The sequence below is a fragment of the Neptuniibacter sp. QD37_6 genome, assembly GCF_047778085.1.
Classification (GTDB): Bacteria; Pseudomonadota; Gammaproteobacteria; order Pseudomonadales; family Balneatricaceae; genus Neptuniibacter.
Genome location: NZ_CP180550.1, coordinates 1,101,787 through 1,117,410, shown reverse-complemented (window position 1 = coordinate 1,117,410; position 15,624 = coordinate 1,101,787). Strand labels below are relative to the sequence as shown.

Below are 15,624 nucleotides of genomic sequence, written 5' to 3'. Positions count from 1 at the left end.
TCTAACTGGAAGGCTTAAGCTGAATTAAAACGTAAGGGAAATACACTCATGTCATCAGCCACTGAAGAGAAGCGATACATCAAATTTTCACATGTAGGAGACCGTGAAACATTAACCGAAGAGCTCTTCCAACAGGATGGTGTGATCGGGTTGCTTATGGCAGAGGACTGGTTAGAAGTTTCGTACGATGCAACAAAAATTCAGTGGTTAGGAATAGAACAGATAATAACTAACAACCAGTTTGTACTTAAATCCGGTTTGTTGAGCAAATGGAAACGAAGCTGGTACCAATATTCTGATGAAAATGTCAGAGACAATTTTGGCCATAGAGCCCATTGCTGTAACAAACCGCCCAAATAGACCTGACACAGAAGCGCGGGAAAGAACAATGAAATATCATATCCACAAGAGCTGGTATTACTTATTGTTAGTAGCTTTAGTGTCTTGGAGTAGCATTTCTTTCACTCACATACACTCCGACTCAAAATACTTCGAAAAAATCACTGTTACTGATTGCCACGATATATCTGAAAGAAATTTAGCCAGTTTCGATTTCAGCCATTGCACCTCTTCAATTACTGCAATACTTCCGCCGCAAGATTCTTTAACGCAACTGAACTCGGTATTTCATTACGATGAAATTGATGACGATTATCAATTTCATCCTTATGTACGCAAAAAGAAACCACCTCGTTTTCCCATCACTCAAAATCAACAAGCTAACTCAGCATAAGCTGAAGTGGAGTACTGAACTGGTCGGGTTTCACCCTCCGCCACTGTCACAATATTTTTACGCGGGCGATCAGTTCCTTTTTAAATCGAGGTTCACATGAATAAGTTAATAACAACCACACTGCTATCAGCATTTGTTATGGCCCCTGAAGTGTTTGCGGGGGTAAATAAACACGAATCCCACCAGATGTCCCATCACCACGAAATGATGGATAAACATCACATTAGCATTGGGCAAAAAGGTAATCGCTCCGAAGTAACTAAAACCTTAGAGATCGGCGCCAATGATCAAATGAAATTCAGCTTAAGTGGTATGCAGTTTAAAGCAGGGGAAACCATCGAGTTTATAGTGACTAACGAAGGACAACTACCCCACGAATTTGTCCTTGGTACACGTGAGCAGATAGAAATGCATCGTCAAGAGATGGCAAATATGCCGGAGATGGAGCATTCAGACAGTAATACACTATCTTTAAAACTGGGAGAAACAAAAACGCTGATATGGAAATTTACATCCATTGGTAACTTCTTAGCCGCTTGCACCTTACCTGGGCATTACGAAGCAGGAATGATTGCAACAATAAAAGTCGGCAAGAGTAACTAAGGGGAATCAGATGAAAAAACAATCTCTACCAATCAACATAAGCTCATCTAGGCGCCGCTTTGTTACCGGATTGGCGATGGGAGGAGTTTTGGCGGGATTCGGCTTTAAATCCCAATCCTTATTTGCCGCTACCTCACAAACCGGCACTCCTGAACTGAGGGGCAATAACTTTGATCTCACAATAGGTAAGCAAACAGTTAATTTCACAGGCGCTCCTCGTTTTGCTACAACTGTTAACGGCTCCCTACCCGCCCCTGTGCTGCGCTTCAAAGAGGGTGAAACTGTAACTCTACGTGTTACCAACACTTTGACTGAAGATAGCTCTATTCATTGGCATGGATTGATTCTCCCTCCGGAGATGGATGGTGTACCAGGCTTATCCTTTGCTGGTATCAAACCCGGCGAGTCCTATAACTACCAGTTTAAAGTCACACAGTCTGGCACCTACTGGTATCACAGCCACTCTGGTTTTCAGGAACAAACAGGGCTTTATGGAGCTATCGTAATTGAGCCTAAAGAGCCACCACCGTATACCTATGATCGCGATTATGTCGTTATGCTATCGGATTGGACTGATGAAGATCCAAATGACGTTTATGCCAAGCTCAAGAAGATGAGCCACTACTACAACTTCAACGAGCGAACACTCAACGATACTTGGCGTGATATTAAGGAAAAAGGGGTTGAAGCTACATTCCAAGAACGTGAGATGTGGAATGTCATGCGCATGAGCCAAACAGATATCTCTGATGTGACTGGTTATACCTATAGCTTTCTGATGAACGGTATTACACCTGCCGAGGGTTGGAAGGGATTATTTAAAAAAGGTGAAAAAGTATTGTTACGCTTCATAAACAGTGCCGCAATGACATTCTTTGACGTTCGCATCCCCGGCCTAAAAATGACTGTCGTTGCAGCTGACGGACAATATGTTCAGCCCGTATCTGTTGATGAATTTAGAATTGGTGTGGCTGAAACTTATGATGTAATTGTAGAACCTGAGCATGACATGGCTTATACAGTATTTGCACAAGCAATTGATAGATCAGGTTATGCCAGAGGTACACTCACTCCAGATTACGCTTTAACGGGCAAAGTCCCTGCCCTTGATCCTGTACCCTTACTGACGCACACCGATATGGGCATGGACCACGGTATGCATAACATGGGAAGCTCTTCCCAAATGGACCACTCCCAGCACAGCATGAATAGCTCAGGAGAAATGGATCATTCACAGCACAATATGCATAACCCCGGAAAAATGGACCACTCCCAGCACAACATGAACAGCTCGGGGCAAATAGATCACTCGCAGCATAGTATGGCAAATTCTGGAGGTATGGATCACTCAATGCATTCCAATAGTAGCCAGGGAATTAAACATGCAGACACCGAGTACGGGCCACATGTGGATATGCGGGCCGATAATCCACAGTACCGATTAGATGACCCTGGGGTAGGTTTAAGAAACAACGGACGACGCGTTTTGACTTACGCAGACCTGAAAAACCTCAACCCAACACCCGATCCGCGTGACCCAACTCGTGAAATTGATCTGCACCTTACAGGCAACATGAGTCGCTACATGTGGTCAATCAATGGTGTTAAATACAGTGATGCAGCCCCTATTCAGCTCAAATACGGCGAACGAGTACGGATAAACTTTGTTAACGACACCATGATGAATCACCCTATGCACCTTCATGGTATGTGGAGCGATCTAGAAACTGGTGATAACCGATACATCCCACGCAAACACACTGTCGTAGTACAACCCGGCGCTAGAATAAGTTACCGAGTAACCGCAGACGCTAAAGGTAAATGGGCGTTTCACTGCCACTTGATCTACCACATGCTTGGTATGTTTCGTGAAGTTCATGTCAGTTAAAAGGGAGAAAAAGATGAAGAATACTATTAACAAAACATTAGTTTTTGCCATGTTTTTTCTTCCCTTCCAAGCTGAAGCAGCAGGCGAAGATGATCCATTACTGACGATGATCACCATCGATCAACTAGAAAAAAGGGATGCAAGTTCAGGTAAACCATTTGCCTGGGAAATACAGGGCTGGGCGGGGTACGACCTCGATAAACTAGTTTTCAAAACCGAGGGGGAACGAGCAAACGGAGAAACAGAGAAAGCAGAACTACAATTACTGTATAGCAAAGCAATTGATCCTTATTGGGATCTTCAGTTTGGCATCAGACACGATTTCTACCCCAAACCGACACAAGACTGGGCTGTAATTGCCGTTCAAGGTGTCGCTCCTTATTACTTTGAAACTGACGCTAGCCTGTTTATAGGTGAAGATGGACAAACTGCACTGCGATTAGAATCTGAGTATGAAATGATGCTCACTCAGCAATGGGTTCTCTCGCCTGAGATTGAAGTAAATTTTCATGGTAAAAATGATGAAGTACGAGAAGTTGGTTCCGGCCTATCAAACATTGAAGCTGGCCTTCGCCTTCGCTACGAAGTAAGACGGGAAATAGCTCCCTATATTGGCATACATTGGGAGAAAAAATTTGGTGATACAGCCGATTTTGCCCGAGAGGAAGGTGAAGATACCAATGACACTCAATTAGTCATAGGAATTCGAATATGGTTTTAACCTTTAAGGTTCACTTAGCTTAAAGCTCGGTAATAGATTCTGCTGTACCTCGACGCCTGATGCCTTTCATCAGGCGTTTTCCTTTTAAGAATACATAAAGCCGGTATGAGTCAATAAATCTCTCAATTCACCCTAGAAGTCGTATTCGTCGAATAGGCGGTCATACCATCAATATCCCCTGCAAAGGGGAAATCACCCCTCTTTACAGCGAGGGAAGCTATATCAACTATCTATATCAATCCCTACCTGAGCAATACTAACCTTATTGTTCAGCTACTATTTTTAAGATGACTAATGTCACTTTTGCATACACCTATCAGTGGCTCGATAAAAAAACAAATCACAGAGTTTTATTATTCATACCTAAGTCATTATTCAACTTCACCAATGCACTCATTCCAGATATTAAAAGCGAAATAACAAAGCTTTTATCCCCCACAAAAAAGATAAATATTTTTTAATTAAATGCCTTGACCTTCCAGCAACTGTAACTCCTAACATGAATGTAAATAAACGAGATAACACGGGAAGGAAATCATTATGAAACATTTACTATCAATCGCTTTAGTAGTCGGCACTATGAGTTTAAGCGCCGGTGTTATGGCTGACGAAAAACATTACATGCAACATTCAGGAGATGGTCACCAAGGACATATGATGAAAGGGCCTGATCATCCAGAAGGAAAAATGGAAGATCATGAGTTGCACGAAGAGTATAAGAAAGTGGAAGCAAATACATCCAATACCCATTACATGCAACACGGTGGTGATGGACATCAAGGTCATATGATGGAAGGGAAAGAACATGTTGCAGGAGCAAAAACTGAGCATCATCCTGACTGGAATAAACATGAGCACAAATCCCCAAAAGGCAAACATTACATGCAAAAAACTGGAGACGGTCCTCAAGGGAATATGATGAAAGGCGATAAGCACCCTAAATAAGCTTAACCTTCCCTCAAGTAGAGTTCATCTGCTTGAGGGTGATTATTCTTAGCAAAGACTCTCCCTGCAACTTACAAATTACATTTGGTTAGTACTAACATCTGGAGAATATCCACACCTTGTCTGCAACGCCTTGATAAAATAAAAAGCCCTCATTGCTGAGGGCCTAAAATTATTTATTCATCAAATAATAAGCTATTGCTTCACGATCTGCTTTCCGCATAAACGAGGTACCATCTCTAACAACCTCTCCCATGCTCCCCCCGAAAGCATCACCATCATGTTTCAAGCCCGATTTCAGAGCATAAGCCAAATCTAGCTCAGTCCAGCCTTTCTCAAGCAATGCCTGTTTAGTGATAGCAGGAACTCGACCTTCACCTTCTAACATGGATTCTGAGCCAGTGAATGGATTATCTTGATCTAATGCACCCAATAAATTGCGCTCACTGTGACAAGCTGCGCAATGGGTAGCAGCCTCAACAAGATAAGCCCCTCTGGTGAATTTTTCACCCTTAGAAGTATCAGGCTGAAACCTCTCCTCATTGAAAAACAATGCCTGCCATAAAGTTAACCCGGATCTCTGATTGAAAGGGAACCCTAACTCATGATCTTTTGCTGACACCCCAATAGCTGGAACAGTCTTAAATGCCGCCCAAAGATCAGCAATATCCTGATCACTAAGTTTTGTGTAAAACGTATAGGGAAACGCTGGGTAGTAACTATCGCCCTGAGGACTTTTACCAGAACGTAAAGCCGATGAGAAATCATCGATATTCCAGTCGCCGATACCATGTACTTTATCAGTTGTAAGGTTAGGGGCATAAAAAGTCCCGAAAGGCGTTTTCAATGGCGGCCCTCCGGCTAATGCAGCACCACCATTGACCACATCCGTGTGACAAGCAATACAGCCAGAGGCTCTGGCAAGGTAAGCTCCACGACCGACATCACCTTCTAAGCCTTTGAGCGAATATGTAATAGTGGCTTCGCTAGTCAGGCTTTTCCACCCAATGGCAAAGGCCACACTACTTCCCAAAAGGATAATTAACGGACGCTTCATTACTCTTTCTCTTTTCTAAATCGAGTATGACAGGAAGAACAGTTATCGGACACCATATTGAAAACCATCTCAACGGGCATTTTCCCATACTCCTCTGCGGTATGAACCATATGCCCGCCCATCATAGATGATCCCCCCATCATGTGGTCATTGCCCATCATGTGGCCATTACCCATCATCCCGGAATCACCCATCATTCCTTTATCTTCATTAGGTGCTTCCGTATTCCCCGCTGCCTTTATTAAGCCTTCACCTAAAACCCCTAAGTGATCTGCTAGCTTAGTAAAGCGATCCCATTCATCCCAGATATTTGGCTTAGCTTCCGTAGGATGCTGCATACTCCCCTCAGGAAATAACTTCGTTAAAGCATTACCCGAATGCCCCTTAATAATCTCAGCCGCTTCTCTAACTTTATCGGCATCATAAGGAGTTTTTCCTTTGAACATATCAGAAACTTCTTTCATGGAATCTTTCATATCTCCCATCGCATCCATACGTTCTTTTACTATACCCGTCGCTCCACCGTGCGCCATAACCACAGAAGATGAAACGGTCAGACTTAACGCAATTAAATACTTAGCTGATTTTTTAAACATTTTGTTTTCTCTATAAAAAATTAAAATTCGGTACCCATTTCATATCAAATGCGACGATTTAGGAGGGGGTGGATCTTCTGTCATTATGATTGAATGATCGCTCATTGATACCCATTCATAAGCGATTTGAATGTAGTTACTTCGAGTGAAAGAAAAAATCCTTATAATGGCCAAAACATGCCCTGAGTGGCAATCAAACACATACCCATGATCATGTAAATGCAGCGAACCACTTCCGCTGTGACTGATCGCTAACCCTTGATTTTCTATATGTTTTGCCTGAACAGGCTGTACTGTTACAACTACAATAAGAGCTAGGGGTAACAGGAGCTTGAGTCTTTTCAAACCAAGGAATGGAAACATATTGAGCTCAATTTTTTGGAGGATAAAACTTAAACTCAGTATCCGAAACCTTTTCTTTTGTATGGATCCAATACAGACCTTCAACAGGAATAATTGCAACCAAACCTTCGCTATCGGCATTAACAGAAACAGTATTGACGATAAGTTCTGCAATGCTTTGAGCATATTCTGATGAGGTGTATATATCCACTTGAAGGTGCTCAACTAGATCGGTCTGACCATAGACCTGATTGTATACTCCATGTCCACGAACATTGTGGATTGTATAGCCACACACACCGGCCTTCAAAAAAGCAGCCTCTAGCTTACTTTTCTCCATCTCATTAAAGATAGCGCTGACTTTTTTCAAACTCATGACACAACCTCCAGAAAAAAAGAAATGAGGGCAAGCCCTCATTTCAAATCAAATACGATCAATGCATTGGCATATCTTTTTGAGACTGATGCTCCATCATTTGTTTCATCATTCTTTGCATCATACCCATTTGCTTTTGCATCATACCCATACGTGAATCCATATGAGGGCAAGGCTCTTTATCCCCCTTGTAATCCCCCATCATTCCAGAACCATGCATCATATCCATACCCATTCGCATATTCTTCATATGCTCATGCATCATTTCCCGGCGCTTTTCGGGATGCTTGTTGCTCTGGATCTCTTTCATTAAATCTTCAGTTTTCCCCATATGATCATGCATTTTCATCATCTGGGAGCGCTCACCATCCATGCCCTTCTGCATCCCTTCACCCTGCTGATGTGCACTAACAGAAAAACCTACGCTCATCAAAACAACACTAAGCATTCCTACCATTAAACGTTTCATTACACGCTCCTTGATTGCAATTTTAAAACGACCTTCCACAATCCTGCATAAATTCCATCAGAATCGTGCCTAGAACCTAGTAATCAAATTTAGACCTTCCAGTAACTGGAAGGTCAATAAAGAGGTACAAAAAGGGGCGCTTTAAACCCGTTTATTGATAAAGATCATTTTTTGGACGGAATACGACAAAAGCCTTGAGAAGGCACATCTAACGCACTGTTAAATTTACTCGACATATTCTGAAAAGCGATCAGCCCTGTTAATTCAACAATGCCATCCTCATCGTAATACAAACGCAGCCTTGTCATTAGCGTATCTGTAACTTGCCTGTCGCTAAACGTGATTGAATCTACATAGTCTAAAACTAGACGTTCATGTTCATCGAATAAATCACTTTCAGCCCATTCGGATAAAGCTTCGAGCTTTAATTCATCCCCTGCACGTTTCGCATACATATAAGAATTCACATCAACACAAAATTCACACCAATTAATCTGAGAAACTCTCACCGTGATCATCGATCGCAATGAAGGGGTGATTGCTGACTTTCTTGAATCTAGCGCACCAAACAATAAAGCAACTGTGGCAAAAAGCCGGGGGATACGAGCCCAAAGCAATGCTGGTTTGAGAACCATGCCGTATTTACGGTTTTGATTCCAAAAGAATGGCCGAAGATAGAACGGATAATCCTGAAGCTTTTTAGTACTAATTCGCATTGAATTCTCCACTATTACTTTTTATGGCAGCTCCAATACTGCGCCAATCCATTTTGCTTTTTGGCTTAATAAAACTAAACGCGAAAAAAATAAATACAGCCGAGTTAATAACAACCAAAGACCACAAACCATAATCATTGCTCATGTTTGTGCTCCTTTTGATTCGCTTCATCTCTCGCTGCTTTTAAACCCTCAATATAACCTTTCCGGTAAGCATCGCTCTGCTCACTCTGTTCACTCTGTTCACTCTGTTCAACAAAGTTTTCATGCCTATGAACTTCAGAAGAACTATTATCATCAGTCTGCGCAGAGTCGCGTTCATGTCCCCCATGCTTATGATTGCCATGCATAAACAAATGCATCAATGGACACATCAGTAAGAAAAGATATGGAAGATAAGGGAATACATGTTCCGCATGCTCGACTAGAAGGAAATACCCCACCACTGCAATCATCAGCAATGCGGCAAACCCGCTTTTAGAACACCAAAATGAAGATTTTTTACTCATCGTTCTGCCCCTCCACTATTAATTCACCTCGGTACATCTGCATTTGGCAAGAAAATGGATATTTACCGGGTGTTAAAGAGTCAAACTTTATCTCTCGCGCTTTGTTTAAGGGGAGCTCTTCACTCAGCCCTAAGTCATCAAACTGTACAATGGCTGAGCAAGGCGAGCCGTCTTTACGAATAAAGCTGAGGATAATGGGTTCGCCTGCCTGCACACGAACCTGTGCGGGACTGTAAACCCCGTTCTCAACGGTTATGGGGACAGTGCCTTTGGTTACTGCTGTGGTACCTGGTTTATTAAGCCAAAACCACCAGATAATTAAGCCGATAAACACAAAACCTAATAAATTAATTATCAACATAATGCTAGCCTCCCTGATTAATGCTCTGATGCTTTAAACAAACGTAACCGGTTGGCATTACTCACCACCGTGAGCGAAGAGAAAGCCATTGCAGCCCCGGCAATAACGGGACTCAGCAGTAGCCCAAAGAACGGATACAAAACACCTGCTGCAAACGGGATACCTGCAACGTTGTAAATAAACGCACCAAACAGATTTTGCTTAATATTACGTAATGTCGCTTTACTGATAGCAATAGCATCAGCCAGCCCATGCAATGAGCCACGCATCAAGGTTATGTCAGCACTTTCAATCGCTACATCAGTGCCTGTACCAATGGCAAACCCGACATTGGCCTGAGCCAAGGCAGGCGCATCATTGATGCCGTCTCCGGTCATACCTACGATCTCACCTTGGGCCTGGAGCTCTTCAACCTTGTGAGATTTATCCTCAGGCAAGACTTCTGCAACAAACTCTGTAATACCTACTTTTTCTGCAACCGCCTTAGCTGTTGCGCGGTTATCACCGGTAAGCATTACGACACGTATGCCATTTGCTTGTAGCCGTTTGATTGCCTCAACCGAGTCTTTTTTGATCGGGTCTGATACCGCAATAATTGCCGCAAGCTGCCCATTGATAGCTAAGTACATTGGAGTCTGTGCTTCTGATGCCATACGCTGCGCATCAGCGATGTGATGGTTGATAGAAATTGACCGTTCTTCCATCAACTTTTCATTACCAAATAACAGGGTGCTTCCATCCACTTCACCTTCCACGCCATGTCCAGCAATCGCGTTAAAGTTCATCACATTAGAAAGGGCAAAACCTTGGGCTTTGGCTGACTCCACTATAGAAAGAGCCAAGGGGTGTTCCGAACCGGACTCCAAACTTGCCGCTAAGCGAAGAATGTCTTCCTCTTTATGATCGCCGGTCAACTGGATCTCAGTAACCTGAGGGCTACCTTCAGTTATGGTGCCGGTTTTATCCAGAATCATGGCGCTGATTTGAGAGGCCGTCTGTAAAGCTTCGCCGTTGCGGATCAATACACCCGCTTCAGCCGCTTTCCCCACACCCACCATCACCGACATAGGAGTTGCCAATCCCAAGGCACAAGGGCATGCAATAATCAAAACGGTTGTTGCTGAGACAATAGCGAAGGCCACGGCGGGAGCAGGACCAAAATTTAACCAGGCTAATGCACTGAGAATAGCTATAATCATCACGACAGGAACGAAATAGCCCGATATCACATCCGCTAAACGTCCTATCGATGGTTTAGAGTTTTGCGCCCGTTTAACCATTTCAATAATTTGTGCCAGTGCAGTATCTTTACCTACACGTGTTGCTTTAAATATCACTGTTCCAGATTTATTGATGGTACCTGCAACAACCTCATCTCCGGCTGCTTTCTCAACAGGCATGGGTTCACCCGTCAACATGGATTCATCAACAGAGGTACTGCCCTCAATAACAATACCGTCGACAGGGATTTTTTCTCCAGGGCGGATTCTTAATTGGTCATCTAGGGCAACATCCTCAATAGGAATATCAATCTCTTCACCATCTTTAATAACTCGTGCATTCTTTGGCTGCAGGCCTATCAAGCGCTTGATAGCTTCTGAAGTCCTGCCACGCGCCTTAATCTCAAGCGCTAAACCAAGATCGATTAAACCAATGATCATCGCAGTGGCTTCAAAATAGACATGCCTTGCCATCAGAGGAACGGCATCCGGGGCAAATACCACCACCATGGAATAAACCCAAGCGGTACCAGTACCTAATGCAATGAGGGTATCCATGTTGGCACTATGATTTTGAAAAGACTTCCAGGCACCTATATAAAAATGGCGTCCTGAAAAATACATGATTCCTAATGTAAGAAGGCCAACAATGGCCCAGGCAATACGTTCCATATTGGTGGAAACAGTCATCTCACCAATGAACAGCCCATAGATCATTAGGGGAACGCCCAAAGAGAGGGCAATCGTCATCTCTCTCATCAAGCGGTGATAGTAGACCGCTTCAGACTTTTGTTTCTCATCCAGTAAGTATTGATCGTTTTCATCAACGAAACTGGCTTGATAACCCACACTTTCAACAGCACGGATCAAATCATCATCAATCACATCGCCAGTCACAAGCACCGTTCTTTGAGCAAAATTCATCGATGCTTTCTGTACTCCAGTTACTTCTAACAACACACCTTCTATCTTTCCTACACAACTAGCGCAACTGGCACCATCAATTAGCAGGGTTTTCTCTATTTGGGGGCTATTGGAACTCATCCTGATCACCTATAAGGCACTGTAAATTGCTCACTAAAAAGTCAAAAGATGAGCATCTTCTGCTATCAGGATAGACCTTCCTGTTGATGTAAGGTCAAGGAGGTAGGAAAGCAAATGAAACAGGAATATATCAATGCAGTTCAGCAGTACTTCACTCTGGTCCCTATCTGGTCGGACCGGCGTGTAACGACAGGGAATTCAGTCTATCAGTTTGCAATTCAGCAATGATATTTTTGCTGGCTGCCTATCACGAGAACTCTATTACTTTTTCCATACGCTCAAGAGCGGAACTGTACTTTTAGTCAGACAGAAGGTTATGTAATATCAGATCAGGTCTGATCCAGAATTTAACAACTTATAGAAAATTACTGCCAATCGATATTCATACAAGCCCGCCAATCGAACAACTGTCTATCAAATAATGTTTCTACCCTAGCTCAGTATTGTTGTAATACTTCCTTCTGTTGAAGTTTTTCTATTACGGGTAGAAAGGGGCCAATACTCATGAAAAACCCGCCTGAGCGGCTCATATACGCGTTTACTACATACCTTCATAGATTATGAGGTATTCAGATATACCTTTCATATCTAAAGTGGCACTTTTAGGCGATAACTGAGGTAGCAAGTATCTTGTATTGGTGCTCGGAATTAAACTGATCCTTCAGTTGAAAGTAACTATTTGAACATAGCAAGCTGACCAACATACATGTCGTACACTGACATTGTTTTTGCACCTTTTGACCCACCAGCCTAACTATTACGCAATCAGGCACACATTGTCTTAAGCATCGCTAGTGCAGTCGAGATCTTATAAGCTAATGTTTTAGACCTCTATGTTTTCAGCATACGAATATCGTGAGTTTAAAAAAACCGTAAACTTGCATATTAAATTCTCCCCCTTGTCGACATCTTCTGTTTCATGTCGACTAGCCCCCTTGTCGACATAGTTAGATAGCAACAAAAAGGGAAGGGAAAAATGAGAATTACTACAAAAATATTTATAACCACTCTTATGTCTACAAGCCCCCCTAGTAGACATGGTTAGGTAACACATATAGGGGGCTAGTAGTTTTCCTATGTCGCCAAGCCCCAAAAAACCCAAAAAATTCAAGTTAACTGAAAATTTTTGAATTCGAGGCACCTATGTCTACAAGCCCCCCTAGTAGACATGGTTAGGTAGCACACAAAGGGGGCTAGTAGTTTTCCTATGTCGCTAAGCCCCAAAAAACCAAAAAAGATTCAAGCTAACTGAAACTTTTTGAATTCGAGGCACCTATGTCTACAAGCCCCCCCTAGTAGACATGGTTAGGTAGCACACAAAGGGGGCTAGTAGTTTTCCTATGTCGCTAAGCTCCAAAAAACCAAAAAAATTCAAGTTAACTGAAACTTTTAGAATCCGAGGCACCTATTTCTGCAAGCTCCCCTAATAGGTATGGTTAGGTGAGGCTATTAGGGCGTAAAAGCCTCATCAAATGTAGTTAAGCCCCTAAATTCGAAAAAATTAAATAGACTTTTCTATTCGAATCACCAATATCTGCTCCCCTCTAAACATGACTTAGATAGGTTCCATAAAGGGTAGTTTTCTTACCATGCAGATAATTCTATAAACACATCGATTTGTTGGATGCAAAAGGTGGATTAATAGAAGGAAATTTATGTGTAGGACAGATTATTTGAATCTGTAGCACAGGCCTAGACAGCAACTAAAAGTTAGCCAATGCAGTTTAGGTGCTTAGATAACATTCATGATCGTTATTTCCGCACCTTTTCCGCACCTGAACGAAAAACCAAATAAAAACAGATTTAAGTTACAGTGCGTATCTATTATAACTAACTGAAAAGAAAGAAATTTAACTGGTCGGGATGATAGGATTTGAACCTACGACCCCCTGCACCCCATGCAGGTGCGCTACCAAGCTGCGCTACATCCCGACTAAGATCTTGAAAATGAACACTTTCAAGTGGCGGTTATCTTAACTGAACACTCTGAATCTGGAAAGATTTTTTCCGTTTATTGCGTGATAACCTCTTCACCTATCACCATGATGGTAGCCGTCTGGTTATAGTGACCGATTGAACCACCCTGCGTTGCCCCCTGCTCTCCAAACGTATTAAAACCAATCACAGGCACATCCTCACCACAAACTTCTTGAACCAAGCAGATATCATCCACATCTAAACGTGCTTTTAATAGATGACGTAAGATACAGTTAAAAATAATTACTGCGCCGATCTTTTTTGGGCTACCGGCATCGATGATCGCCTTCTGTAACGTCTCCTTGAAACGCTCTTTAGCAATCTCAGCATCCGTTTTCATTTCACGCAGGAATGCGCCCTTCGGAATTTCTGCATAAAAACTAACACCACCATCATCATGAACCTGCTGAGCACTCTTAATAGTATATTCAGCGAAAACATCGGATGACTTAATACCAAAAGGATTTTGAATAAACAGCTCCGGGGTAAGTTCTTCCCCACCCAACAGTTTCTGAAGTACTTCTGTGGCAGGCTTACCATTGAGCATCTGCACAGTCCGCCCTTTAGCCTGAGTTACTACAGCGCCTTTATTAGCTGCCACATAAGGATGACCCATAGCGGTACCAATTTTTAAGCCACTACTGAAACTCGCAACAACCGCAGAGTCTTGATAAACACCATTGCTGATTTGATAACTTTTAGCATCTGAGAAATCTGTAGCTGTTGAACCACCAATGACTTGGGAGACCGTCCCAGTTTCTAAAATGAGACTGCGTAAAAAAGCTTCTTCTTGGGCAGAAGTGCCATCAGGTAAAACCATATTAATGCAGGGCTTTATTCTAGAGACTTCTTTTGCCCCTTTACTGTCTAAGGCAATGGCCATTAAAGACATGACAGCGGGGTTTGAGAGTAAGTTTGAATAAGCTTCGCGAATAGCCTCTTTTGCAGCTTGTTCAGGTTGCTTTGATAAGTTTTGACCGACGCCTAAACCGACGCTGAAATAAGCGCTCTGTAGCGTCATTACAACAACGCTTGACTCCTGCGGCCCTTGCTTAAGGCTAGAAATTTCTCCCCAAGAACTACCGCCTACAATGGGAACGACATCTCCTACAACTGATCTAATGTCACTGTAAACTTTCTCAATATCCAAAGAGAAACTAACAAAGCAGATCACCAAATCTGGTTTAGGTGTGGACTCCATTGCCTGACTCGCAGCCTCTGCAGCATCTTCAGCATGCCCTAGACCTACTCTTAAAATCGCCATTTTGACATTCCTTGCATGTTCACCATTAATAGATCCTAATCAAGCGGTAGATCACAGCCAACAGCTAAGGTACGAAACAGTGCCAAAGTTTAAGTAGAAATAAACTATATAAGTAAAACGGGCGTTTAATAGAGAGGTAGAAATTAAGCACTAAGAGAACACTAGCGCTTAATAGATTCCAATAGATCTTCTAATTCGGAGATAGTCTGTCGAAGCAATTGCTTGTATTGGCTTTGATCATCTTCATTATTGTCACCCGCAAGATACTGTTTAGCACCACTTAGGGTGTAACCTTGATCGTGCAACAAGCTTTTGATCTGACGGATCAACAAAACATCCTGTCGTTGGTAATAACGGCGATTGTTTCGTTTTACAGGCGAGATTTGCGAAAACTCTTTCTCCCAATAACGCAATACATGCGCCTTGAGGTCACAAAGCTTAGCAACTTCGCCAATCGTAAAATAACGTTTACCCGGGATCGGGTTGGGATCGTTACTCTGGGGTGTCTCCAGCATAGGTTTCGACACGGTCCTTCAGTTTCTGACCTGGGCGGAAAGTTACAACACGGCGAGCCGAGATAGGTACTTCTTCCCCAGTTTTAGGATTCCGGCCCGGTCTTTGACGCTTATCGCGAAGGTCAAAGTTACCGAAGCCGGACAATTTTACCTGCTCGTTAGCAGCCAGACATGCCCGGATTTCATCAAAGAACGATTCCACCATCTCTTTGGCTTCACGTTTATTTAATCCTAGCTCTTCGTTCAGGCGTTCCGCCATTTCAGCTTTTGTTAACGAGCCCATGATAA

General features: G+C 42.8%; 17 protein-coding genes, 1 tRNA gene and 1 pseudogene. 6 read left to right on the top strand and 13 right to left on the bottom strand.

Annotation, left to right across the window (positions count from 1 at the left end; genetic code table 11):
• Nucleotides 1–48: 48 nt before the first annotated feature.
• The 6 genes from ACMXYO_RS05055 (at nt 49) to ACMXYO_RS05030 (ending at nt 4,890) form a co-directional block, all read left to right on the top strand.
• Nucleotides 49–360: a hypothetical protein gene (locus tag ACMXYO_RS05055; protein ID WP_415887429.1), complete on the top strand. Its 312-nt coding sequence runs from the start codon at nt 49–51 to the stop codon at nt 358–360.
• A 28-nt stretch (nt 361–388) separates the two neighbouring features.
• Nucleotides 389–733, top strand: coding sequence for a hypothetical protein (locus ACMXYO_RS05050; RefSeq protein ID WP_415887428.1), 345 nt, complete (start codon nt 389–391; stop codon nt 731–733).
• 96 nt (nt 734–829) lie between these two features.
• On the top strand, nt 830–1,336 hold the full coding sequence (locus ACMXYO_RS05045; RefSeq protein WP_415887427.1) for a plastocyanin/azurin family copper-binding protein: 507 nt from the start codon (nt 830–832) through the stop codon (nt 1,334–1,336).
• Nucleotides 1,337–1,346: 10 nt separating this feature from the next.
• Complete coding sequence (locus ACMXYO_RS05040; RefSeq protein WP_415887426.1) at nt 1,347–3,224, top strand: copper resistance system multicopper oxidase; 1,878 nt, start codon at nt 1,347–1,349, stop codon at nt 3,222–3,224.
• 13 nt (nt 3,225–3,237) lie between these two features.
• Complete coding sequence (locus ACMXYO_RS05035; protein WP_415887425.1) at nt 3,238–3,945, top strand: copper resistance protein B; 708 nt, start codon at nt 3,238–3,240, stop codon at nt 3,943–3,945.
• Nucleotides 3,946–4,485: 540 nt separating this feature from the next.
• Nucleotides 4,486–4,890 (top strand): hypothetical protein, encoded by a 405-nt coding sequence (locus tag ACMXYO_RS05030; protein WP_415887424.1) that lies wholly within the window; start codon nt 4,486–4,488, stop codon nt 4,888–4,890.
• Between the two features lie 172 nt (nt 4,891–5,062).
• On the opposite strand, the gene ACMXYO_RS05025 is transcribed toward ACMXYO_RS05030, so the two are convergent.
• From ACMXYO_RS05025 to ihfA, 13 genes and pseudogenes are all read right to left on the bottom strand, one after another.
• Nucleotides 5,063–5,947, bottom strand: a complete 885-nt coding sequence (locus ACMXYO_RS05025; protein WP_415887423.1) for a c-type cytochrome — start codon at nt 5,945–5,947, stop codon at nt 5,063–5,065.
• Nucleotides 5,947–6,543: a c-type cytochrome gene (locus tag ACMXYO_RS05020; protein ID WP_415887422.1), complete on the bottom strand. Its 597-nt coding sequence runs from the start codon at nt 6,541–6,543 to the stop codon at nt 5,947–5,949. Before ACMXYO_RS05020 ends, ACMXYO_RS05025 begins: the two co-directional genes overlap by 1 nt.
• Nucleotides 6,544–6,913: 370 nt before the next feature.
• Entirely contained in the window at nt 6,914–7,261 is a 348-nt protein-coding gene (locus ACMXYO_RS05015) for a P-II family nitrogen regulator (RefSeq protein WP_415887421.1), read from the bottom strand.
• A gap of 58 nt (nt 7,262–7,319) precedes the next feature.
• Nucleotides 7,320–7,730, bottom strand: coding sequence for a hypothetical protein (locus tag ACMXYO_RS05010; RefSeq protein ID WP_415887419.1), 411 nt, complete (start codon nt 7,728–7,730; stop codon nt 7,320–7,322).
• Between the two features lie 164 nt (nt 7,731–7,894).
• Nucleotides 7,895–8,446 carry a carboxymuconolactone decarboxylase family protein gene (locus ACMXYO_RS05005; protein ID WP_415887418.1) on the bottom strand — a complete coding sequence of 184 codons (552 nt, stop codon included), beginning with the start codon at nt 8,444–8,446 and terminating at the stop codon, nt 7,895–7,897.
• A 28-nt stretch (nt 8,447–8,474) separates the two neighbouring features.
• A pseudogene (locus ACMXYO_RS05000) lies at nt 8,475–8,591 on the bottom strand (isoprenylcysteine carboxylmethyltransferase family protein); the annotation flags it as partial.
• Nucleotides 8,581–8,955: a DUF2933 domain-containing protein gene (locus ACMXYO_RS04995; protein WP_415887417.1), complete on the bottom strand. Its 375-nt coding sequence runs from the start codon at nt 8,953–8,955 to the stop codon at nt 8,581–8,583. The gene ACMXYO_RS04995 and the pseudogene ACMXYO_RS05000, both read right to left, overlap by 11 nt.
• Nucleotides 8,948–9,316, bottom strand: coding sequence for a cupredoxin domain-containing protein (locus ACMXYO_RS04990; RefSeq protein ID WP_415887416.1), 369 nt, complete (start codon nt 9,314–9,316; stop codon nt 8,948–8,950). The genes ACMXYO_RS04995 and ACMXYO_RS04990 overlap by 8 nt, the downstream gene beginning before the upstream one ends.
• Before the next feature lie 17 nt (nt 9,317–9,333).
• Nucleotides 9,334–11,580 (bottom strand): heavy metal translocating P-type ATPase, encoded by a 2,247-nt coding sequence (locus ACMXYO_RS04985; protein WP_415887415.1) that lies wholly within the window; start codon nt 11,578–11,580, stop codon nt 9,334–9,336.
• A 1,855-nt stretch (nt 11,581–13,435) separates the two neighbouring features.
• Nucleotides 13,436–13,512 (bottom strand) — tRNA-Pro (locus tag ACMXYO_RS04980).
• 79 nt (nt 13,513–13,591) lie between these two features.
• Entirely contained in the window at nt 13,592–14,821 is a 1,230-nt protein-coding gene (locus ACMXYO_RS04975) for an FIST signal transduction protein (protein ID WP_415887414.1), read from the bottom strand.
• A 161-nt stretch (nt 14,822–14,982) separates the two neighbouring features.
• The gene (locus tag ACMXYO_RS04970) at nt 14,983–15,336 is read right to left on the bottom strand and encodes a MerR family transcriptional regulator (RefSeq protein WP_415881840.1); all 354 of its coding nucleotides are present in this window, start codon (nt 15,334–15,336) and stop codon (nt 14,983–14,985) included.
• Complete coding sequence (ihfA, locus tag ACMXYO_RS04965; protein WP_415881841.1) at nt 15,314–15,619, bottom strand: integration host factor subunit alpha; 306 nt, start codon at nt 15,617–15,619, stop codon at nt 15,314–15,316. The genes ACMXYO_RS04970 and ihfA overlap by 23 nt, the downstream gene beginning before the upstream one ends.
• Nucleotides 15,620–15,624 lie beyond the last annotated feature (5 nt).